We start from the raw sequence: 22,001 nt of genomic DNA on the forward strand, positions 1-22,001 counted from the left end.
CCCGGTTTCCAGCGCTACGGCAGAAGTTGCCGGGACCGCTGCGCGGTCCTTTCGCGACACAAGGCCGCTCCCACAAAGGGCCACCTACTCTTCATGAATAGCCAAATCATAAAACCGCTGTGCATGGTAGTCGCCTTGTTAGCTGGCGCCGCCATCCTCTGGCAGGCCTACACCACCTTCCAGGCCCGCTACCTGCGCCCGTTCGACAACCAGACCACGCTGTTCGACGGCAGCCAACTGCAACTACCTGCCGAGCTGGCCGGCCCTGGCCCGATCCGCGTGGTGCACTTCTGGGACCCGGCCTGCCCCTGCAACGTCGGCAACCAGCAACACCTGGGCGACCTGGTCAGCCAGTTCGCAGCCCAGGGCGTGACCTTCCACGTGCTGCAAAAGCCCGGCAGCCACGGCCAACTACCCGCCAACCTCACCGCCCTCAAACCCATCGCCAACCTGCCCGGCAGCGAACACCTGCCCGCCTCCCCGGCCGTGGCCATCTGGGACCGACAAGGCCACCTGGCCTACTTCGGCCCGTACAGCGAAGGCGCGGTGTGCAATGCCAGCAACAGTTTCATCGAACCCATCACCCAGGCCTTGCTTGCTGATCGGCCCGTGCAGGCCAGCAATACGTTAGCCGTAGGGTGCTATTGCCCCTGGTAGTTAGCGAACACCCGATACTTATCTACAGCTTCGGCCCAAAGGAAGATTTTTACCGTCACGACATACAGACCAATGGAGAAACTGTATGTCGCAGCACGGATTCACCGAGCTTCCCCACAGCTATGTACACGGCACTCGCCCTATCTTTATCCCTGGCGTTTTCTGGGGCCACAACCGCATACCGTATCAACTGGCATCGACCTTTCGGCCAGGCAGCCTGGTCATCGAACTGATACCGCAAATCGAAAACGACAAGCGCCAGGTCAAGCAGGCACATGCTCAGCGCGAGGCCACACTTGATCAAGACCTCGAACACGCTATTGCCAGTGAGGTGGGCTCACTGGCCGGCCTTGGAGAAGTCCAGGCGCTCGAACTGACAATTGCAGCGGTCAACCAGCTTCAGGCACAGCTTGGCCCACGCCTGGACGCTGTGCGCCAGCAAGCCAACCGTTTCTTTGGCACAGACCCGGAGCATCGCTCCTTTCACGAGTTCCTGAACGCTTCACGCACCCAGGCTGATCCCCGCCAGGCCTGGCTTGAGTCCTACCGGGCAGCGTTCGAGGTCAAGTACCTTGAACAGCAACACAGCCTGCTGATCAAGCGCCAGCATCTTCTGCGCAGCCAGTTGTCCAGTGCCAAAACCAGGGAAAAGAGTAACGAAGCGATTGCCAGAGCGCTGGACAAGGTAGAGCAAGCGGTAGTCCGCACACTCACCGCCCATCACGAGCTACAAATGGCCACCAGCACGATACAGCGCGTGCTCACGGCCTTCGAACGGCACCAGCATGAGGACATTGCCGAAGAAACGGCGCTGGAGCATAGCCACGAGCTTGAGCGAGAAACATCCGACCTGCTCAAGATGCGCGAACATCTGCGCGCCACAGTCTCCAACAAGCGCGTGCAGTATCGCCGATTGGCATCGGAGATTGGCTTGCTCGACTTCGACCGGAAGTTTCATGGCCCCACAGCCACTGAAGCTCACAGGGCGCAAGCCGCTGACTTGAAAGCTCAGGCATCTGCCCACGCCGCCGAGCATGCAAGCACTTCGGCACTTGAAGAGGCCGCAGGGGAACAACTGCATCTACAGGCAAACCGTGCCGTCGAAGCAGCCTTCGATGAGCAGTGTCTGCTCAGCGCTCTGTCAGGCCGTACGCCAAGCAACACCCCCGTCACCTTCAACGCCTGGGTCGCCAGCACCCTACACCCGCTGATTTTGGCTACTTCACGCGGCGGCACGGCGCATTTCGAGCCAATCTGGCGTGCGCTGGGCACGGCCATCAACAGCGCTGCTGCTCGGCTGCTGGCCCGTGCGGCCGGACACCTGCCGCTGATGCTCTATGCCGCCCGACTGGGCGATGGCGAACGCATGGGGGTCACTGTTCCGCTTGCCCTGATGACACCCGGTGCAGACCTCACCCAAGAGGCGAACCGCAAGGTTGGTCAGACCCTTGAGTTGCCGCTACGGATGAATGCAGTACCCGAGGGGACTCAGACCGAGGTGTACCTGGCCGCCACGGACGGCAGCGGCATCCTGCGGGACGTACGGGTGCGCCAAGCACAGTGGGATACGACTCAGGGGGCCTATCGCTTCACCGCCGAAGGGCCGGGCGGCGCAACACTGCTGTGGCATCCGGCAACGCCGCCATCGACACTGAGCACCTTCAACCCCGATGACGCTAGCTTCACCCCGGGCGTTCCCATCGTAGAGGACCTGCAAAAGCACTTGCCGGGCAACATCATCGTTCCCCCGCAGCCTGATATTCGTACCTTTCCTGAACTGCCCGACCTGCATATCGATGACTACGTCATCATCTTCCCCGCAGACTCAGGGCTGGCGCCGATCTATGTGATGCTGCGCAACCCACGGAATTTGCCGGGGGTTGCCAGCGGCAACGGCGTTATCACACCGGATAGGGTGCTGGATGCAGCCACCACTGCGGTGGGGGCGCCGATTCCTACACGCATTGCGGAAAGGCTGAGCGGGCGGAGGTTTAGCCGGTTCGATAGACTAAAAGAGGCAATATGGATAGAAATTGCTACGGACGAGGTCTTTAGCCAACAGATCGCGCCAGCCATGCTCGACGATATGAGGAAAGGCCTAGCGCCATTCGCCAACCGTGACCAGCGCGTAGGGAAGCGAGTCAAGCTGGAGATTCATCACAAGCACGAAATCTCGAAAGGAGGTGCCGTTTATGACCTGGATAACCTGGTCCTCATGACACCGAAGGTCCACATAAACCACCATAGAGGGAACAAGCAATGAAGTTGAAACAGAGTTTGTCAGACTACACAGAGCTTGAATTTCTCGAATTGGTGTCGGATTTGTATGAAGACCGAACGGGCCTCAGTGGCGTAGCTCTGGAAAACCACCGAATTGAATCCGTCCTCCTTTTCGAGAAGCTCACCGAGCATCCTGACGGGTCCGACGTAATTTATTACCCTCCTCAAGGAGCGGATGCCAGTCCTCAAGGCGTCGTCAACCGCGTAAAAGCCTGGCGCGCCGCCAACGGCAAACCCGGTTTCAAACCCGCCTGACCCAAAGCCCTGCGGCCAACACCGCAGGGCTTTTCATATCACCCACGCACCCGCGCCGGGTTACCCACCACCGTGGCCCCCGCCGGCACATCCCGGGTCACCACACTGCCGGCACCCACCACGGCGTTATCGCCAATGCTCACCCCCGGCAGGATGATCGCCGCGCCACCAATCCACACGTTGTTGCCGATGGTCACCGCCCGCCCACTCTCCAGCCCGCTGCGCCGCAGGTCAGGGTCGAGCGGGTGGTCGGCGGTGTAGATCTGCACGTTGGGGCCGATCTGGCAGTCGTCACCGATGCGCACCGGCATCACGTCGAGGATCACGCAGTTGAAGTTCATGAAGGTATTGCGGCCAACGCTGATGTTGTAGCCGTAGTCGCAATAGAACGGCGGGCGGATCACCGCGTCTTCGCCGACCTGGCCAAAGTGCTCGACCAACAGGCTGTGGCGTGCGTCATTGAGCAATTCGACACTGCTGTTGTAGCGGTGCATCCAGTGCTTGTTGGCGATCTGCTCGGCCTGCAGTTCGGGGCAGCCAGCGTGGTAGAGCTGGCCTGTAAGCATCTTCTGTTTTTCGCTGAGTGACATGGAATCTCCTTCCCGGGGCTATGCTCTGTTCGCGAATCCGCCGATGATCGGACCACACTTTCTGCTTTGACGCACAAGGAGCTTGCATGAAGCGCAGCCTGACCCTGTTGGCCGTGGTGGTTGCCGTGGCCGCCGGCACCGGTTACTGGTACGTGCAGGGCAAGCTGCCGCAGCGCGAGGGCGAGTTGGCCCTGGCTGGCTTGCAGGCGCCGGTCAGCGTGCGCTACGACGCCCGCGGCGTGCCGCACCTGCAGGCGCAAAACGAGGCAGACCTGTACCGCGCCCTGGGCTACGTGCATGCCCAGGACCGGCTGTTCCAGATGGAAATCCTGCGTCGCCTGGCCCGAGGCGAACTGGCCGAGGTGCTGGGCGACAAGCTGCTGCCCACCGATACCTTGTTCCGCAGCCTGCGCATTCGCGAACAAGCCGCACGGATGGCCAAGCGTCAGGACCGCCAGTCACCTGCCTGGCAGGCCCTGCAAGCCTACCTCGACGGGGTCAACGGCTGGCAAGCCAGCCATCCCAAGCCCGTGGAGTTCGACCTGCTGGGTATCACCCCTCGCCCGTTTACCGCCGAAGATACCCTGAGCATTGCCGGTTACCTCGCTTACAGCTTCGCCGCTGCGTTTCGCACCGAGCCCGCACTGACCTACATCCGCGACCAGCTTGGCCCCGATTACCTGAACATCTTCGACCTCGGCTGGAAACCCGAGGGGGCGCTGGGCACGCCACTGGCCGCGGCGGACTGGCAAAGCCTGGAAGCCCTCGCCCGCCTCAGCCACCAGGCGCTGGGTGACGCGGGCATCCCGCAGTTTGAAGGCAGCAACGCCTGGGCGGTGGCCGGCAGCCATACCCGCAGCGGCAAGCCGCTGCTGGCAGGCGACCCGCACATCGGTTTTGCAGTGCCGGCGGTGTGGTACGAGGCCGAACTGTCGGCACCCGGTTTCAACCTGTATGGCTACTTCCAGGCGCTCAACCCCTTTGCCCTGCTTGGCCACAACCGCGACTTCGGCTGGAGCCTGACCATGTTCCAGAACGATGACGTCGACCTGATCGCGGAGCGCACCAACCCGGCCGACGCCAACCAGGTGATGGTCGATGGCAAATGGCAGGCGCTGGAAAAGACCGAGCAGCAGATCGCGGTCAAAGGCGAAGCTCCGGTCACACTCAGCCTGCGCCGCTCGCCCCATGGCCCGATCGTCAACGACGTGCTGGGCGCTACTGCCGGGCCTACGCCCATCGCCATGTGGTGGGCGTTTCTGGAAACCGAAAACCCGATCCTCGAAGGTTTCTACCAGCTCAACCGTGCCGACACGCTGGGCAAGATGCGCGAAGCTGCGGCCAAGGTTCATGCGCCAGGGCTGAACTTTATCTGGGCCAATGCCCGTGGCGATATCGGCTGGTGGGCCGCTGCGCAGCTACCCATCCGCCCCAATGGCGTCGACCCGGCGTTCATCCTCGATGGCGCCAGCGCGCAGGCCGACAAGCTCGGGTTCTACCCCTTTAGCGTCAACCCGCAGCAAGAGAACCCGGCGCGCGGCTATATCGTCTCGGCCAACTACCAGCCGCCAGCAGGGGTGCCGATACCGGGTTACTACAACCTGCCCGACCGGGGCCGCCAGCTCGACCGCCACCTGGCCAACCCTGAGGTGAAATGGGACACCCAGAACAGCCAGGCCCTGCAACTGGACACCGCAAGCGACCACGGCCCGCGCACCCTTGCACCGCTGCTGGCAACCCTGCGCGCAGTGGCCGAAGGTGACGAGGAGAAGGAACTGGTCGAACAGCTGGCCGCCTGGCGTGGCGACTACCCGCTGGATTCGACCAGCGCCACGCTGTTCAACCAGTTCCTCTACGAACTGGCCTTCGCGGCCCTGCACGACGAACTGGGCGACACCTGGTTCCCGGTACTGATCAGCACCCGCGCCATCGACGCTGCCTTGCCACGCCTGGCGGCGGACGCCGACTCCCCTTGGTGGAACACCCGAGGTGGCAACCAGCGTACCGACCGTACCGCCATCGTACGCCTGGCCTGGCAGCACAGCCTGAAGCACCTGCGCGATACCTTGGGTAGCGACCCAGCCAGCTGGCAATGGGGCAAGGCCCATACCCTGACCCACAGCCACCCGCTTGGCGTGAAAAAGCCGCTGAACCTGCTGTTCAACGTTGGGCCGTTCGCCGCGCCGGGTACCCATGAGGTACCGAACAACCTTTCTGCGAAAATCGGCCCGGCGCCATGGCCGGTGACCTACGGGCCTTCGACGCGGCGGCTGATCGACTTTGCCGATGCCGGGCAGGCGCTGACCAGCAACCCGGTCGGGCAGAGTGGAGTGCCGTTTGACCAACACTATGCGGACCAGGCTAAAGGTTATGTGGAGGGGCAGTACCAAAAGGCACAGATGGGGGTAATCCCGGCGCAGAGCACCTTGCGATTAGTGCCCGGAGACTCAAGTGGCGCAGCTGCACAGCCACATGTGGGAGCGGGCGTGCCCGCGAAGCAGGCGACACGGTAGATGGCACCGGCTACGCCGGTGTTCGCGGGCACGCCCGCTCCCACAGGTAACCGTGCCCAGAAACAAAAATGCCGACGCAAGTGCGTCGGCATTTTCTATCACTACGAGTGCATCAGAACGCCGGCAGCACAGCACCTTGATACTTCTTGGCGATGAATGCCTTCACCTCAGGGCTGGTCAGGGCCTTGGCCAGTTTCTGGATGGCCTCGCTGTCCTTGTTGTCCGGGCGGGCAACCAGGAAGTTCACGTACGGCGAGTCGGCGCCTTCGATCACCAGCGCATCCTTGGCCGGATTCAGGCCGGCTTCCAGGGCGTAGTTGGTGTTGATCATGTCCAGGTCGACCTGGTCCAGCACACGCGGCAGCATGGCCGACTCAAGCTCGCGGAACTTCAGCTTCTTCGGGTTCTCGGCGATGTCTTTCGGTGTGGCCAGGGCGTTTTTCGGGTCTTTCAGGGTGATCAGGCCAGCCTTCTGCAGCAGGATCAGGGCGCGACCGCTGTTGCTGCCTTCGTTAGGGATGGCAACGGTGGCGCCTTCCTTCAGCTCCGACAGGTTCTTGATCTTCTTCGAGTAACCACCGAAGGGTTCGACGTGCACGCCAATCACGGTTTCCAGGTGGGTGCCCTTGCCTTCGTTGAAGCTCTTCAGGTACGGCAGGGTCTGGAAGTAGTTGGCGTCCAGGCGCTTCTGGTCAACTTGCACGTTTGGCTGCACATAATCGGTGAAGACCTTGATCTGCAGGTCCACACCTTCTTTGGCCAGGGTCGGCTTGATCAGCTCAAGGATTTCGGCGTGCGGTACCGGAGTAGCGGCAACCACCAGTTTCTCGGCAGCGGCGGCCAGGCCGGAGAACGACAGGGCAGCGGCCAGGGCAGTGGTCAGCAGGGTCTTCTTCATGGTGGTCCTTATTCTGAATCTGGGCCATCAGCGATGGCGAATCGGGTGCCCAACCGGTTCACCAGCGGGCGTAGGCGGACAATACCTAGAATTTTTATTCCGTAACAATATCTTTTACTTAGCTGCTTATTCCAAAAACAAACTGCTATCAGTCACTTTGCTTATGAGCGATGTCTAGCGCGCGGGGTTGGCCAGGTCCAGGTCCTCTGGCTGCAGCTCTTCGCCGTCATTCACCAGCAAGGCGAAGTGGATGACATTCTCCAGTTCACGGGTATTTCCGGGCCATGGATGGGCTTCCAGCACCTGCTGCGCCGCCTCGCTCACCAGCGGTACAGGCCGTTGCAAGCGCACGCTGTAGATGCCCACGAAGTACTCGGCCAGCGGCAGGATATCGCCGGGCCGCTCACGCAGCGGTGGCAGCTCCAGCGCGCCTTCGCGCAGGTACTGGTACAAGCGCTCGTTAAAGCGCCCTGCCCGTACCACCCGCGCCAGGTCGATGCTGGTCGCGGCCACCAGCCGCACATCCACCGGCTGCGGCTGCTGCGCGCCCACTCGGGTGACTTCGCGGTTTTCCAGGGCAGCCAGCAGCTTGCCCTGGATGGCCAGCGGCAAGTCGGCAATCTCGTCCAGGTACAACGTGCCGCCATTGGCCGAGCCGAACCAGCCGGCGCGGCTGCTGGCCGTGCCACCCTGGCTGCCGGCGCTGTAGCCGAACAGTTCGGCATCGGCGTAGGTGGGGCTGATGGCCGCGCAGTTGACCGACACGAACAGCCCGCCACGGTCACTGGCACGGTGGATTTGCCGGGCCAGCAACTCCTTGCCGGTGCCGGTCTCGCCACGGATCAGCACGGGCAAGGGTTGCGGCGCCAGGCGCTCAAGGTCTTCGCGCAGTTGCTGCGAACGCGGGTCGATGAACACCAGGGCCTTGGCGCGGATGCTCAGCGGGCTCTTGTCCAGCTCGGGGAAGGTCAGCAGCGGCTGGCCAAACGGGTTTTGAAACGTCATGACGAACTCCCGCCCCTGGCCTTCATTGGCCGGGCGTCAGGTAAGCGGTAAACAGTAAAGGCGATCAGGCGCGGCGCAGTGCGCGCTGCTCAACCCGGCTCTGCAAGCGGTACAAGTAGGCGAAGCCTTGTTCCCAGCGCTCGTGGCCGGACTTGACGTTGATGTGCCCGGCGTTGCTCAGCAAACCCGCCTCTGCGCCCCAGGCCTGGGCCAGGTACAGCGCCCGAGGCACGTTCACGGCCGGATCGTTGTCCGAACTGACCACCTGGCTGGGGAACGGCAGCGCTTCGGTCGGGATCGGCGCAAAGTTGCGCAAGGCTGGCGCGCAGGTGGGCCGCTCGACGTCCGCTGGGGCCACCAACAGGGCGCCACGCACGCGCCGCAGCAAGGCCGGGCTGGCCTGCGCAGCCCAATGGGCGACGGTGATGCAGCCCAGGCTGTGGGCAATCAGGATCACTGGCGAGTCTTCGGCGACGATCGCCTGTTCCAGCGCTTGTACCCAGTCCTCTCGTTGCGGGGTCAGCCAGTCGTGCTGCTCCACCCGTGCACTGTTGGGCAGGGTGCGCTGCCAGTGACTTTGCCAATGGTTGTCTGGCGATCCTTGCCAGCCCGGCACAATCAGGTAACGAATCGACTCATTGCGCATGGGGACGCCTCCAGTAAGTTTGCGTGCTTGGAGACCAGTATAGGGAGGGAGTTATATTCGTAAAGGAATAAGAAGCTATTTATTAATAACCAAAAATATTTGGCTATGCGCGATCCCTGTAGGAGAAATGCCCGGAAAAAAAAAGGGCCAACCCCTGCCAAGAGATATGGCCCATAAGCACTTGCCTGAAGAGGTTTGATGAGGGTCAGCGCGCAGTAATCACCGCCAGCTTGCTGATCCCCGCACGTTCGATGGCTGCCATGGCCCGCGCCACTTCGCCGTAGTTCACGCCGTCATCGGCCTGCAACTGCACGCGCACGTCTGCGTCCTTGTCCTTGGCGGCCTTGAGGCTGGTTTCCAGCAGGTCGGGCTGGATCTGGTCCTTGTTGATGAACAACTTGCCTTCACCGTCGATGCTGACCACCAGCGGGTCCTTCTGCTCTACCGGGGCCACGGCCTCGGTCTTGGGCAGGTTGATGGGGATGGCGTTGGTCAGCAGCGGCGCGGTGACGATGAACACCACCAGCAGCACCAGCATGACGTCCACCAGCGGCGTGACGTTGATTTCACTGAGGACTTCGTCGCTGTCCTGGGTCGAAAAAGCCATGTCAGGACGCCTCCTTCACGGGCTGGGTGAAACCGGCCTGTGGCTTGTGCACGGCGGGGTGCACCAGCACGCGGAAGGCACTCTTCTGCGCCAGGCTGTAGAAGTCGTGGGCAAAGTCGTCGAGGTCGGCAGCGGTGAGCTTGAGGCGGCGCAGGAAGTAGTTGTAAACCAGCACCGCCGGTACGGCGACGGCAATACCGACACCGGTTGCCACCAAGGCCGCACCGATTGGGCCCGCCACGGTTTCCAGGCTGGCAGAGCCGGCCGCGCTGATGCCTTTGAGCGCTTCCATGATGCCCCACACAGTGCCGAACAGGCCGATGAAGGGCGAGGTGCTGCCGATACTGGCGACCACCGCCAGGCCGGTTTCCAGCGAGCGGCGCTCACGCACGATCTGCTGACGCAAGGCGCGCTCCAGGCGGTCCTGGTGGTTGATGGCGTGGCTCAGGTCGTTGGCCTGGGTGTCGCCGACGGCAATGGCGGCATAGCCAGACTGAGCGACGCGGGCAGCCGGGCCGGGCAGCTCGTGGCTGAGCTCGGCGGCCGAGTCCAGGCTGGAGGCCGCCCAGAACTGCTGGTGGAAGCGCTTGTCCTGGTTCTTCAGCCGCACGAACTGCGCGACCTTGACCAGGGCCAGGCCCCAGGTGACGACAGAGAAACCAACCAGCAGCCAGATGACTGCGCTTTCAACGGATTCGAGGGGGGATGCCAGCAGGCTCATGATGATGTCTTCCTGTGTTCTGCGAAAAAGTTAGCGAAGCTTGAAATCGATCGGCACGCTGACCCAGCCGGTCTGGGCCACGTCGCCCTGCTTGGCAGGCACGAAGCTCCAGCGCTTCACCGCGGCCAGCGCGGCGGCGTCGAGGGCATCACGGCCACTGCTCTTCTGGACCTGGATCTGCCCGGGCTTGCCACTGGGCAGCACCTCTACGCGCAACAGCACGGTGCCTTCCCAACCCCGCCGCTGGGCCATCTGCGGGTATTCCGGCGCCGGGTTCTTCAGGTACGCGGCGTTGGCAGATGCCGGGGTTATCGGGGCCGGCGCGGGTGGTGCGGGTGCAGGCGGTGCCGGGGCGGCCACCGGGGCTGGCGGCGGTGCCTCGACCGGTTTTGGCTGTGGTTTGGGCGCTTGCTTGACCACAGGCTTGGGCACGGGCTTTGGCTTGGGTTTGGGCTTGGCGGCCAGTTCGTCGACGACCGGCGGCGGTGGCGGAGGCTCGACCACGGGCGGCGCGGGGGCTGGCGGTGGCGGTTCGACCACAGGCGGCGCTGGCGCTGCGAACTCGATGGTCATGGGCGGCACTTGCGGGGGCACCACGGGCAGCTCTGGCGTGGGTGCCTGGCTTACCCAGTACGCCGCAGCGCCGTGCAGGGCCAGCACCAGCAGGCCCAACACCAGCTTGTCGCGGCGCTTGAGCCCGCTGACGGGCGTGCGTTGCAGGCGCAGCTGGCCCAGCGGGAGGCGAAGCGTGCGTCCAAACTCGACCAGGTCGCCCGGGGCCGGGCGCCATGGCTGGTCGTAGGCCCTGACGGCCGACTGGACATTACCCATTGATCAAACTCCTGGGGTCTCGATTCAGGTATGGCTGAATCATCGGGGCCAGAGGCTTATCTCTTAAAGTAATGTTTAAAATTATGGTTAGAACTTAAGTGCATATTGTTTTTGAAGGGTAGCGTGAAAGCCGCGGATTACGTGGGCTGTGGGTGGTCGGCGCAAACACGATGCACTGCGGGCATGCAAAATATTCGCGCAAGGCATGAGATTGCCGCGAGGGCTACGCCCTCGATCGCCGGCAAGCCAGCTCCCACAAGGTTCTGTGTCGGCCTGATCGATAGGGGCTGGCTTACCAGCCTCAATAAATCGCTGTGCCAACTCGGTCAATGTGGGAGCTGGCTCCCACAAGGTTCTGTGTCGACCTGATCGATAGGGGCAGGCTTGCCAGCCTCAATAAATCACTGTGCCAACTCGGTCAATGTGGGAGCTGGCTTGCCGGCGATGGGCTGCGAAGCAGCCCCGACAATCTGTCAGGCATAAAAAACCCGGGACCAAGCCCGGGCTTTTCATCATCAAGGGCGGCTCAGATATCCGCCACCTTCTGCCAAACCTTCGGCCGGAAGAACAACGTCTCCCCCCGCGCCAGCCCCGTCAGGCTGTCATGGTCTTTCACCACCTCGGCCTCGATCAGCTCGCTCTGCCCCTCGACTTTCAAGGTCACCCGCGTGGTAGCCCCCAACGGCCGAATGTCCCGCACCTCGGCCGCATGGTGCCCTTCGGTCTCATGCCGCGACAGCGACACTTCATGCGGGCGGAACAGCACATGGTGCCCTTCGCTCAGGGCCAGGCGGTTGGAGTCACCCAGGAAGTGGTAGACAAAGTCGTTGGCCGGCTGCTCGTACACCTCGCCCGGCGAACCGATCTGCTCGATCACACCCTTGTTCATCACCACGATACGGTCGGCCACTTCCATGGCTTCTTCCTGGTCGTGGGTCACGAACACCGAGGTCAGGTTGATGTCCTCGTGCAACCGCGCCAGCCAGCGACGCAGTTCCTTGCGCACCTTGGCATCCAGTGCACCGAACGGCTCGTCCAGCAGCAGCACCTTGGGCTCCACCGCCAGAGCACGGGCCAGGGCGATACGCTGGCGCTGGCCGCCAGACAGCTGCTCGGGGTAGCGGTCGGACAACCAGTCCAGCTGCACCATGTTCAGCAGCTCATGCACCTTCTCGGCGATCTTGCTCTCGCTCGGGCGCTCGCCCTTGGGCTTCATACGCAGGCCGAAGGCGACGTTGTCGAACACACTCATGTGGCGGAACAGCGCGTAGTGCTGGAACACGAAACCGACGTTGCGGTCACGCACGTCATGGCCGGACACATCTTCGCCGTGGAACACGATATTGCCCTGGTCCGGGGTTTCCAGGCCGGCGATGATGCGCAGCAGCGTGGTCTTGCCGCAGCCGGACGGGCCGAGCAAAGCCACCAGCTCGCCGCTGTTGATGTCTAGGTTGATGTTGTCCAGGGCCTGGAAGCTGTTGAAGCGCTTGCTGACGTTACGAACTTCGATCGACATGAATCATTCCTCCGCGGCGCTGTGGCGCAGGCGGTTAATACGGTTCTCGCTCCACTGCTTGAGCAGCAGGATGAAGAGCGCCAGGATCAGCAACAGGCTGGCCACGCTGAAGGCCGCGACGTGGTTGTACTCGTTGTAGAGGATCTCCACGTGCAGCGGCAAGGTGTTGGTCACGCCACGAATGTGGCCCGACACCACCGACACCGCACCAAACTCGCCCATGGCCCGCGCGGTACACAGCACCACGCCATAGATCAGGCCCCACTTGATGTTGGGCAAGGTCACGTGCCAGAACATCTGCCAGCCATTGGCGCCGAGCAGGCGCGCGGCCTCCTCTTCTTGCGTGCCCTGCTCCTGCATCAGCGGGATCAGTTCACGGGCCACGAACGGCACGGTGACGAAAATGGTCGCCAGGACGATGCCCGGCAGGGCGAAGACGATCTGGATGTCGTGGTCTTGCAGCCACGGCCCAAACAGGCCTTGCGCACCGAACATCAGCACGTAGACCAGGCCGGCGATCACCGGCGACACCGAGAACGGCAGGTCGATCAGGGTGACCAGGATGCTCTTGCCACGGAAGGTGTACTTGCTGACGCACCAGGCGGCGCTAACGCCGAACACCAGATTCAGCGGCACCGAGATGACCACGGCGAGCAAGGTGAGCTTCAGTGCCGACAAGGCGTCAGGTTCGAAGATCGCCTCGAAGAAGGTGCCAAAACCGTTCTTCAGCGCCTGCGACACCACGATCACCAGCGGCAGCAGCAGGAACAGGGCGAACACCAGCCAGCCAAGGCCGATCAGGATACGCCGCGAAGTGGCATTGCCACGGCGGGCGGCGTTGGCGGCCGCGCTTGCACTCAGGGATGAACTGGACATGCCGGCCTCCTTCAAGGGGTTTCGATGCGGCGCTGCAGCAAGTTGATCAGCAGCAGCAGGATGAAGGAAACCACCAGCATCAGCACGCCGATGGCGGTCGCGCCGGTGTAGTCGTACTGGTCGAGCTTGACCATGATCAGCAACGGCAAAATCTCGGTCTTCATCGGCATGTTGCCGGCAATGAAGATCACCGAACCATACTCACCCACGCCACGGGCGAAGGCCAGGGCAAAACCGGTGAGCCAGGCCGGTAGCAGGGCCGGCGCCAGAATATGACGGAACACCTGCAGCGGCTTGGCGCCCAGGCAGGCGGCGGCCTCTTCCACTTCACGCGGGATGTCGGCCAGTACCGGCTGCACCGTGCGCACCACGAACGGCAAGGTGACGAAGGTCAGCGCCAGGGTGATGCCCAGCGGGGTGTAGGCGATCTTGAAACCAAGGTCGGTGGCGAACTGGCCGACCCAGCCCGCAGGCGCGTACAGGGCGGTCAGGGCGATACCGGCAACGGCGGTAGGCAGGGCGAACGGCAGGTCGATCATCGCGTCGATGATCTTGCGCCCGGGGAAGGTGTAGCGCACCAGCACCCACGCGAGCAGGGTGCCGATCACCCCGTTGATGATGGCGGCGAACAGGGCGGTACCGAAACTCAGCTTGAGCGCGGCGATTACCCGCGGCGCACTGATGATGTTCCAGAACTGCTCCCAGGTCAGCTGCGAGGCATGAATGAACATGGCTGCCAGCGGTATCAGCACGATCAGGCTGAGGTACACCAAGGTGTAGCCCAGTGTCAGCCCGAAGCCGGGTATGACGGGAGAAATGCGGCGTGACATAAATATCCCTGGTTGAACGCACGAAGCCCGGAATCAATCCCGGGCTGGTGCAAGACTCTGAATCCCGGGGTTGCTGCGCAGCCCATCGCAGGCAAGCCAGCTCCCACAGGAATCGCGTGACCTTGGGGCCTGTGATAATCCTGTGGGAGCTGGCTTGCCTGCGATGGGCCGCAAAGCGGCCCCGCTTTTCCTTGGCGATTACTGTGCCTGATAGATCTGGTCGAACACACCGCCATCATTGAAGAATTTCGGTTGTGCAGTTTTCCAGCCACCGAAGTCCTTGTCGATGGTTACCAGGTCCAGTTTCGGGAATTGCTTGCCGAATTCGGCAGCAACTTTCTCGTCACGCGGGCGGTAGAAGTTCTCTGCAGCAATCTTCTGCCCGGCCGGGCTGTACAGGTGCTTCAGGTATTCGGTTGCAATGTCGGTATTGCCCTTTTTCTCGGCGTTCTTGTCCACCACGGCCACTGGCGGTTCGGCCAGGATCGACAGCGACGGCACGACGATGTCGAATTTGTCGGCACCACCGTCTTCCTTCAGCGCCAGGAAGGCTTCGTTTTCCCAGGCCAGCAACACGTCGCCCTGGCCGTTGTTCACGAAGGTGATGGTCGAGCCACGGGCGCCGGTATCCAGCACCGGTACGTGCTTGAACAGCTCCTGCACGTATTCCTTGGCCTTCTCTTCGCTACCGCCGGCCTTCAGGCCGTAGGCCCAGGCGGCCAGGAAATTCCAGCGCGCACCGCCGGAGGTTTTCGGGTTGGGGGTGATGACCGACACGTCTTTCTTGATCAGGTCGCCCCAGTCCTTGATGCCTTTCGGGTTGCCCTTGCGCACCAGGAACACGATGGTCGAGGTGTACGGGGTGCTGGCGTCCGGCAGGCGGGTCTGCCAGTTGTCCGGCAGGGTCTTGCCGAGCTTGGCGACTTCGTCGATGTCACCGGCCAGGGCCAGGGTCACCACGTCGGCGCGCAGGCCGTCGATCACCGCACGGGCCTGCTTGCCCGAGCCACCGTGAGACTGCTGGATCTTCACCTTGTCGCCCGGGTGGGCCTGCTGCCAGTGCTTGATGAACTCGGCGTTGTACTGCTGGTACAGCTCACGGGTCGGGTCGTAGGACACGTTCAGCAGTTCGTAGTCCTTGGCGATGGCGGAACCGGCAAAAACAGCACTGGCCAAAGCGGCAAGCGCATAACGGCGGATGGACATGGTGAAGCTCCCGATTGGCATTTTTCTAGTTTTGAATGTGAGGCGCGATCAGCCGGCCTTGTTGCCGGGCTGTTGCAGGCGGAACTTCTCCTTGCGCTCGATCTGTACGACCTGAGCGTTGTGCACAGTGATCTCCACCGCACCGAAGCGCAGGTCGCGCAAGGCGCTCTGGATTTCACGCAGAATGGTGGCTTCGTCCTGACCGTCGATGCTACGCAGAGATGCACTCATGCTCGTTCTCCTTGGAGTGAGGTGCCGGGCAGAGGTTTGAAGGGGATTTGCGCCTGGCTTGAGGGCAATAGTAGTGAGGCGGAGTTATTCTTAAAAATACTGTTTAAGAATGTTTATATAACCAAATTCAAATCACGATTTTACAGGCGACAAAAACCTCTGTGGGAGCGGGCGTGCCCGCGAATGCGGCAGTGAATCCACCATCGCATTCGCGGGCACGCCCGCTCCCACAGGGTTCAGTGTCGGGTTTTAGTGCTGTTTTCAGGCTCGCGGATCTTGTACCAGGCCACATACAACGCCGGCAGGAACAGCAGCGTCAGCAAGGTGGCTACGATGATCCCGCCAATCATGGCGTACGCCATCGGCCCCCAGAACACTTCGCGGGCAATCGGGATCATGCCCAGGCTCGCCGCCGCCGCCGTCAGCAGAATCGGCCGGCGCCGGTGGTTGGTAGCCTCCACCACTGCGTCCCACGGCGAGAAGCCCTGGGCCTCGAACTCGTCGATCTGGGTCACCAGGATCACCGAGTTGCGAATGATGATGCCCGCCAGCGCCAGAATGCCGAGAATCGCCACAAAGCCCATGGGCGTGCCCGTCGGCACCAGCGCAATGATCACGCCAATCAGCCCCAGCGGCGCCACACTCACCACCAGGAACAGCTTCTGCACGCTGTGCAGCTGGATCATCAGGAACGTGGCCATGAGGAACAGCATCAGCGGGATCACCTTGCGGATCGGCCCTTGCGCCTTGGCGCTCTCCTCCACCGTACCGCCGGTCGCCACCTCGAAGCCCACCGGCAACTTGCCGGCGAATTCGTCGATCTTCGGCTTCAGCTGGGCCACCAGGTCGGTGGGCTGGATGTCGCCATTGACCGACGCCTTGATGGTGATGGTCGGTTTGCGGTCCCGGCGCCACACCAGCGGCTGCTCCAGCTCATAACGCACCGTGGCGAACGACAGCAACGGGATCGAGGTGCCGTTGGGCGTGAGGATCTGCAGGTTCTGCAGGGTATCAGGCGAGCCGCGCTCGCTGTCTTCGGCACGGGCCACCACGTTGACCAGGTAGATGTTGTCATTGACCTGCGTGATCTGCACGCCGCTGACGATGCTGTTCATCACATTGGCCACGTCTTCCGACGACAGCCCCAGCTGGCGTGCCTTGTCCTGGGCGATTTCCACCCGCAGTACCTTACCCGGCTCGTTCCAGTCGTAGATCATCTCGCCGATGTGCTCGTTCTGGTCGAGCAAAGTGGCCAGTTCGATGGCGTGCTTGCGCACCTCGTCGATGTTGGCGCCACTGACCCGATACTGGATCGGCCGCCCTACCGGCGGGCCCATTTCCAGCGACTGCACGTTGGTACCGATGCCGACGAACTCTTCGTGCAGGATCTTCTGCAAGCGATCCATCATGGCCTGACGCTCTTCGAAGCCTTTGCTGACGATCACCAACTGCGCGTAGTACGGGTTCTGCAATTGCTGGTCGAGGGGCAGGTAGAAACGAATGGCGCCCTGGCCGATGTAGGTGCTCCAGTGCACCAGGTCCGGGTCATCCTTGATCCGCGCCTCGAAGCGGTCGACCACCTTGCGCGTCTCCTCGATCGAAGCGTTCTGCGGCAGGTTGAGGTCGACCAGGATTTCCGGGCGGTCCGAGGACGGGAAGAACTGGTTCTGCACAAAGCGCTCGCAGAAAATGGCCAACACAAACAACAGCACGGTGCCGATGATGGTCAACCAGCGGTTGCGCATGCACCACAGCAGGCCATGTTCGAAAGCCTTGCCCAGGCGGCCAGGCTCGGCTTCATGGGGTTTGACCTTGCTGCTAAGGATGTGTACGCCCAGCACGGGCGCGAAGAACACCGCCACCACCCACGACACGATCAGCGCCACGGCAATTACGGCAAACAGGGTGTAGGTATATTCACCGGCCGAACTGGCGTTCAGGCCGATCGGCACAAAGCCGGCCACGGTTACCAGGGTGCCGGTCAGCATAGGGAACGCTGTGGAGGTGTAGGCAAACGTCGCCGCCTGCTCCTTGCTTTCACCCATCTCCAGCCGCGTGACCATCACCTCCACGGTGATCATCGCATCGTCCACCAGCAGGCCAAGCGCAATGATCAGCGCCCCCAGCGAAATCCGCTGCATGGTGATGCCGCTGTACTCCATGAACACGAACACCATGGCCAGCACCAGCGGGATCGAACACGCCACCACCAGGCCTGCGCGCACGCCCAGGCTGATGAAACTCACCCCCAGTACGATCACTACCGCCTCGAACAGCGCGCTGGTGAAGCCGCCGACGGCCTGCTTCACCACCACCGCCTGGTCCGACACGGTGTGTACCCCAACGCCTACCGGCAAGTCCTCGACCACTTTGTCCATGCGCTTTTTCAGCGCCGCACCGAACACCTGGATATTGCCCCCGGCCTTCATGCCGATGGCCAGCCCAAGCGCAGTCTGGCCGTTGTAGCGGAACATGGGTGACGGCGGGTCGACATACCCGCGTTCGATATCCGCAATATCCGCCAGGCGGAAGAAGCGGTCATTGATGCGCAGGTTGACCGTTTCCAGGTCTTTTTCCGAGGCGAACTGCCCGGTGGTGCGCACCGAAATGCGCTCGGGGCCCGCCTCGATCACGCCGGCCGGGGTTACGGCGTTCTGCGATTGCAAGGCCTGCATGACCTGACGCTGGTCGATGCCCAGCGCGGCCAGCTTGCGGGTGGAGAAGTTCAGGTACAGCACTTCATCCTGGGTACCGACCAACTCGATCTTGCCGATGTTGGGCACATCGCGGACCTCAGCCCTGGCTTGCTCCACGTAATCGCGCAACTGGCGCAGGGTGAGTCCATCGGAGGTAAACGCGTAGATCGAGCCGAATACATCACCGAATTCGTCGTTGAACGCAGGCCCCTGGATGCCCTGAGGGAACTGGCCGCGAATGTCCTGGATCTTCTTGCGCACCTGGTACCAGATGTCCGGGATGTCCTTGGCCTTGGTGGTGTCGCGCAGGTACACGTAGACCGTGGATTCACCCGGCCGGGTATAGCTTTTGGTGTAATCGAGGGAATCGAGTTCTTCGAGCTTCTTTTCGATGCGGTCGGTGACCTGGTACAGCGTCTCGTCCTGGGTTGCGCCTGGCCAACGGGTCTGGATCACCATGGTCTTGATGGTGAACGACGGGTCTTCCTCACGGCCCAGGTTGAAATAGGAAAAAATCCCCATCAGCAGGCCAACGAACATCAGGTACCAGACGAAGGATTGATGCTTGAGTGCCCAGTCGGACAGGTTGAAGCTTCCTTTCATTGCGCATCCTCGTCGAAGGTGACCTTCTGGCCAGGCTTGAGACTGTTCACACCTGCGGTCACGACGCGCTCGCCGGGTTGCACGCCCGAGGTCAGTACGATGCTGTCGGCGGTGCGGTCGATCAACGCCACGTCACGGGTGGCCACTGTCTTCTGCTGCGTGTCGATCACCCATACCTGGGTTTTGCCGTCACGTTCCAGCAAGGCACTCGCGGGCAACTCGCTGCGTGGCGTCACTTCCGAGCTCAAGGTCACGCTGATGGCGGTGCCCAGGTGGAACGCCGCCGGTGTGCTGGCCAGGGTCAGGCGGGCGCGCCGGGTGCGGGTGGTGGCGTCGGCCTGGGGTTCCAGCTCGCGCAGGCTGGCCGTTGTGTTGATGGTCGGGTCCAGTTGCGAGGCAACGGTAAAGGTCAGGCCCTGGCTCAACTGCTCGGCCAGGCCGATCGGCAGGTCGATCACCGCCTCTTTCACATCCGGCCGGGCCAGGGTTACCACGGCCTGGCCTGCGGTGACGGTTTGCCCGGCTTCGGCCTGCCAGGCGGTGATCACGGCAGCGTGGTCGGTGCGCAAGGTGCTGTAGTCGAGCTGGTCACGGGCCTGGCTGAGCGCAGAGCGCGCCTGTTCCAGCGCAGCACTGGTGGTTTTCAGGTTGGTCTGGGCGATATCCAGCTGGGCCTGGGCACCCACGCCGCGGTCGTACAGCTGCTGCTGGCGGCGGGCATCAGCCTGGGCGTTGATCCACTGGGCCTGCACCTTGGCCAGGTCGCCTTCGGCGGCGCGCAGCTGATTCTGCTGGTCGGTCGGGTCGAGCGTGGCCAATGTGTCGCCCGGTTTCACCTGGGCGCCCACATCCAGCCAGCGGCGGGCGATTCGCCCGGAAACCCGGAAGCCCAGTGTGCTTTCAAAGCGCGCCTGAATGCTGCCAGCAAAACGCCCCAGTTGCGACTGCACCTGGGGTTCTACCTTCACCGACAGCACAGGCCGAATCGGCTCTGGCGCCTCGTCCTCGCTGCTGCAACCCACCAGCAGCACGCCAGCCGACAGCATCAGCAGCAGGCGCTTCATAGCTCACCCCCTTGGGCCTTGGCGTCGACCTTCTGCACCTGCATGCCGGGGTGCAGCAACTGGCCGCCATTGACCACCACGGTCTCGCCGCCTTTCAGGCCGCTGGCGACCACGATCTTGCCGGTGAGGTAACGGCTGACCTCGACCTTGCGCAGCTCAACCTTGTCACCCTCGCCCACCACCCACACGGCAGGCTCATGCAGGGCTTTTGTCAGAGCCGACCACGGTAGCTCGATGCTGGGCCGGCCCTGGGCATTGGTGGTGGCGGTGACCGGTGCGCCCAACTGCATGCCCGCGGGCACATCTTTCAGGCCTACCTTGACCTGCACCGTGCCGCTTTGCGCCGATACCGTGGGGGTAATTTCACGCACGAAGCCATGCGCCTGGACTTTGGGGTTATCCAACAGGCTGACAATCACCCCGGCATCGCTGGGCGGCGCCACCAGCAGCGATTCGTACACGTTGAACACGGCATCACGGTCGCCATCGGTGGCCAGGCTGAAGATGGGCATGGTGGCCTGCACCACCTGGCCGACTTCGGCCTGGCGCTCGGTGATGACCCCGGCGGCCTCGGAGACCAGTGCGGTGTAGCTGAGCTGTTCGTTGGCGTTGGCCAGTTGCGCCTGGGCGGCCTTGAGCGCGCTCTGGTTGCTGCGCAACGCGGCTTCGGCAGAATCGTATTCACTTTGGCTGGTATAGCCCTTGGGCAGCAGTTTTTGCTGGCGTACAAAGGCGGCGCTGGTCTGGGTGACCCGTGCCTGGGCGGCGAACACCTCGGCCTTGGCGGAGTCGACGTTGTTTTGCAGGTCTTTCGGGTCCAGCCGCGCCAGCACCTGATTGGCTTTTACGTGATCACCCACATCCACGCTGCGCGAAATGATCTTGCCGCCTACGCGGAACGACAGGTCAGTCTGCACCCGCGCTTGCACATCGCCCGTCAGGGTGACCCTGGCAGCGAAATCGGTGGGTTGAACCTGTTGCACACCGACCCGAGGCAGCGTCTCGGGGACCTCTTCCTTGCTACAGCCGGTGAGCATGTACAGCAGCCCCAGGCAAACGACCGACAGCGGACGCATCAACGCCATGCTGGCTCCTTGCTTGCGCACAAATGATTTGTGGGATGCGACTGTCAGCGTAGTTCAGGGTTCGATAAACATCACTGGCGGCGAACAACCGGGCATTTTCGGCGCCTGTGCGGGCCCTTTCGCGGGCTCGCCCGCTCCCACAGGGAAAGCCCTGTGCTGTACTTGTGGGAGCGGGCATGCCCGCGAAGAGGCCGGAACAGGTCAGACCTGAACTGAAGCCCTGTTCAGCCCCAACTCAATGTCATCGATCAGTGCTTTGGCAAAGCCACTCAGGATTCGCGCTGCGCTACCGGCCAACCGGTCATTTTCCATCTCGGCTTCGGTCGTAAGGTGGTTGATGCATCCGAGCATCACTGACAGTTCGGAGAAGGCATGGTTGAAGGGGATATTGGCCTGGACGCGGAAGAGGTCCATGCAGGTTTCTTGGCCGACGGTGGTGGTGCTAGTTGGATGGTTAGTCATGATGGATCTCCTATATCTGGTCAAGGAGCTGCCACCTTCATCTTTCTCACGGATCAGGGCGGCAGCCGTACGCGAGGTGAGAAACCGCGGATATAGGAACGCAGCCAGACGTAAGCCTGCCCGCGCACGGCTGCCATGACGAAGCACTATATCGTTGGGTTCTCACACCCAGTCACCGAAGTGGCGACCCAACGACGTTATCCCTGGGGCATTTCCCCTACAACAGAGCAGCTTCCACACGGCTCGTAGGATAATTCCCAAGCTGCTCTGACTGAAGCATTGGGTTTGATTTGATGAAAAGTCGTACGGCTTGAGGGCCCTTTCGCGGGCTTGCCCGCTCCCACAGGGATGGACTGCCCCCCAAAAGTTGGACAGTTTTAGCCAGTGGTCTGAGTCCTGTAGCTCACAGGGCTCAGGCCATTGAGTTTC

At 62.4% G+C, this 22,001-nt stretch carries 20 protein-coding genes; 4 read left to right on the top strand and 16 right to left on the bottom strand.

Annotation, left to right across the window (positions count from 1 at the left end):
* Nucleotides 1–93: 93 nt before the first annotated feature.
* The 3 genes from N436_RS24730 to N436_RS24740 all read left to right on the top strand — a co-directional run bounded on the left by N436_RS24730 (nucleotide 94) and on the right by N436_RS24740 (nucleotide 3,192).
* Nucleotides 94–657, top strand: coding sequence for a DUF6436 domain-containing protein (locus N436_RS24730; protein WP_105947241.1), 564 nt, complete (start codon nucleotides 94–96; stop codon nucleotides 655–657).
* Nucleotides 658–742: 85 nt separating this feature from the next.
* Entirely contained in the window at nucleotides 743–2,920 is a 2,178-nt protein-coding gene (locus tag N436_RS24735; protein WP_110742189.1) for an S-type pyocin domain-containing protein, read from the top strand.
* Nucleotides 2,917–3,192: a bacteriocin immunity protein gene (locus N436_RS24740; protein ID WP_105947239.1), complete on the top strand. Its 276-nt coding sequence runs from the start codon at nucleotides 2,917–2,919 to the stop codon at nucleotides 3,190–3,192. Before N436_RS24735 ends, N436_RS24740 begins: the two co-directional genes overlap by 4 nt.
* Before the next feature lie 38 nt (nucleotides 3,193–3,230).
* Here N436_RS24740 and N436_RS24745 read toward each other — a convergent pair whose 3' ends face one another.
* Nucleotides 3,231–3,782, bottom strand: coding sequence for a sugar O-acetyltransferase (locus N436_RS24745; protein WP_110742190.1), 552 nt, complete (start codon nucleotides 3,780–3,782; stop codon nucleotides 3,231–3,233).
* Nucleotides 3,783–3,868: 86 nt separating this feature from the next.
* Between N436_RS24745 and N436_RS24750 the strand changes: the two genes are divergently transcribed.
* A complete protein-coding gene (locus tag N436_RS24750) occupies nucleotides 3,869–6,295 on the top strand; it encodes a penicillin acylase family protein (protein ID WP_256589695.1) in 2,427 nt (808 codons plus the stop codon).
* A 112-nt stretch (nucleotides 6,296–6,407) separates the two neighbouring features.
* On the opposite strand, the gene N436_RS24760 is transcribed toward N436_RS24750, so the two are convergent.
* The 15 genes from N436_RS24760 to N436_RS24835 form a co-directional block, all read right to left on the bottom strand.
* Entirely contained in the window at nucleotides 6,408–7,193 is a 786-nt protein-coding gene (locus N436_RS24760) for a MetQ/NlpA family ABC transporter substrate-binding protein (RefSeq protein ID WP_003248974.1), read from the bottom strand.
* Between the two features lie 174 nt (nucleotides 7,194–7,367).
* Complete coding sequence (locus N436_RS24765; RefSeq protein ID WP_105947237.1) at nucleotides 7,368–8,198, bottom strand: sigma 54-interacting transcriptional regulator; 831 nt, start codon at nucleotides 8,196–8,198, stop codon at nucleotides 7,368–7,370.
* Nucleotides 8,199–8,262: 64 nt separating this feature from the next.
* Nucleotides 8,263–8,844 (bottom strand): alpha/beta hydrolase, encoded by a 582-nt coding sequence (locus N436_RS24770; RefSeq protein ID WP_105947236.1) that lies wholly within the window; start codon nucleotides 8,842–8,844, stop codon nucleotides 8,263–8,265.
* 205 nt (nucleotides 8,845–9,049) lie between these two features.
* A complete protein-coding gene (locus N436_RS24775) occupies nucleotides 9,050–9,451 on the bottom strand; it encodes a biopolymer transporter ExbD (RefSeq protein WP_016712576.1) in 402 nt (133 codons plus the stop codon).
* A gap of 1 nt (nucleotide 9,452) precedes the next feature.
* On the bottom strand, nucleotides 9,453–10,172 hold the full coding sequence (locus tag N436_RS24780; RefSeq protein WP_016712577.1) for a MotA/TolQ/ExbB proton channel family protein: 720 nt from the start codon (nucleotides 10,170–10,172) through the stop codon (nucleotides 9,453–9,455).
* Nucleotides 10,173–10,202: 30 nt separating this feature from the next.
* Nucleotides 10,203–11,003 (bottom strand): energy transducer TonB, encoded by an 801-nt coding sequence (locus N436_RS24785; protein WP_110742191.1) that lies wholly within the window; start codon nucleotides 11,001–11,003, stop codon nucleotides 10,203–10,205.
* Nucleotides 11,004–11,529: 526 nt separating this feature from the next.
* The gene (locus N436_RS24790) at nucleotides 11,530–12,519 is read right to left on the bottom strand and encodes a sulfate/molybdate ABC transporter ATP-binding protein (protein WP_019098644.1); all 990 of its coding nucleotides are present in this window, start codon (nucleotides 12,517–12,519) and stop codon (nucleotides 11,530–11,532) included.
* Between the two features lie 3 nt (nucleotides 12,520–12,522).
* On the bottom strand, nucleotides 12,523–13,395 hold the full coding sequence (gene cysW, locus N436_RS24795) for a sulfate ABC transporter permease subunit CysW (protein WP_060498120.1): 873 nt from the start codon (nucleotides 13,393–13,395) through the stop codon (nucleotides 12,523–12,525).
* 11 nt (nucleotides 13,396–13,406) lie between these two features.
* Nucleotides 13,407–14,225 (bottom strand): sulfate ABC transporter permease subunit CysT, encoded by an 819-nt coding sequence (cysT, locus tag N436_RS24800; RefSeq protein WP_012274724.1) that lies wholly within the window; start codon nucleotides 14,223–14,225, stop codon nucleotides 13,407–13,409.
* Nucleotides 14,226–14,423: 198 nt separating this feature from the next.
* Nucleotides 14,424–15,431: a sulfate ABC transporter substrate-binding protein gene (locus N436_RS24805; RefSeq protein WP_105947234.1), complete on the bottom strand. Its 1,008-nt coding sequence runs from the start codon at nucleotides 15,429–15,431 to the stop codon at nucleotides 14,424–14,426.
* Nucleotides 15,432–15,479: 48 nt separating this feature from the next.
* Nucleotides 15,480–15,662 carry a sulfur starvation response protein OscA gene (gene oscA, locus N436_RS24810; protein ID WP_016712582.1) on the bottom strand — a complete coding sequence of 61 codons (183 nt, stop codon included), beginning with the start codon at nucleotides 15,660–15,662 and terminating at the stop codon, nucleotides 15,480–15,482.
* A gap of 236 nt (nucleotides 15,663–15,898) precedes the next feature.
* Nucleotides 15,899–18,961, bottom strand: coding sequence for an efflux RND transporter permease subunit (locus tag N436_RS24815; RefSeq protein WP_110742192.1), 3,063 nt, complete (start codon nucleotides 18,959–18,961; stop codon nucleotides 15,899–15,901).
* Complete coding sequence (locus tag N436_RS24820) at nucleotides 18,958–20,025, bottom strand: efflux RND transporter periplasmic adaptor subunit (protein ID WP_105947232.1); 1,068 nt, start codon at nucleotides 20,023–20,025, stop codon at nucleotides 18,958–18,960. The genes N436_RS24815 and N436_RS24820 overlap by 4 nt, the downstream gene beginning before the upstream one ends.
* Complete coding sequence (locus N436_RS24825; RefSeq protein ID WP_110742193.1) at nucleotides 20,022–21,110, bottom strand: efflux RND transporter periplasmic adaptor subunit; 1,089 nt, start codon at nucleotides 21,108–21,110, stop codon at nucleotides 20,022–20,024. Before N436_RS24825 ends, N436_RS24820 begins: the two co-directional genes overlap by 4 nt.
* A 201-nt stretch (nucleotides 21,111–21,311) precedes the next feature.
* Nucleotides 21,312–21,572 carry a DUF3077 domain-containing protein gene (locus tag N436_RS24835; protein WP_177410896.1) on the bottom strand — a complete coding sequence of 87 codons (261 nt, stop codon included), beginning with the start codon at nucleotides 21,570–21,572 and terminating at the stop codon, nucleotides 21,312–21,314.
* Between the last annotated feature and the right edge of the window lie 429 nt (nucleotides 21,573–22,001).

The organism is Pseudomonas sp. RV120224-01b, assembly GCF_003208145.1.
GTDB lineage: Bacteria > Pseudomonadota > Gammaproteobacteria > Pseudomonadales > Pseudomonadaceae > Aquipseudomonas > Aquipseudomonas monteilii.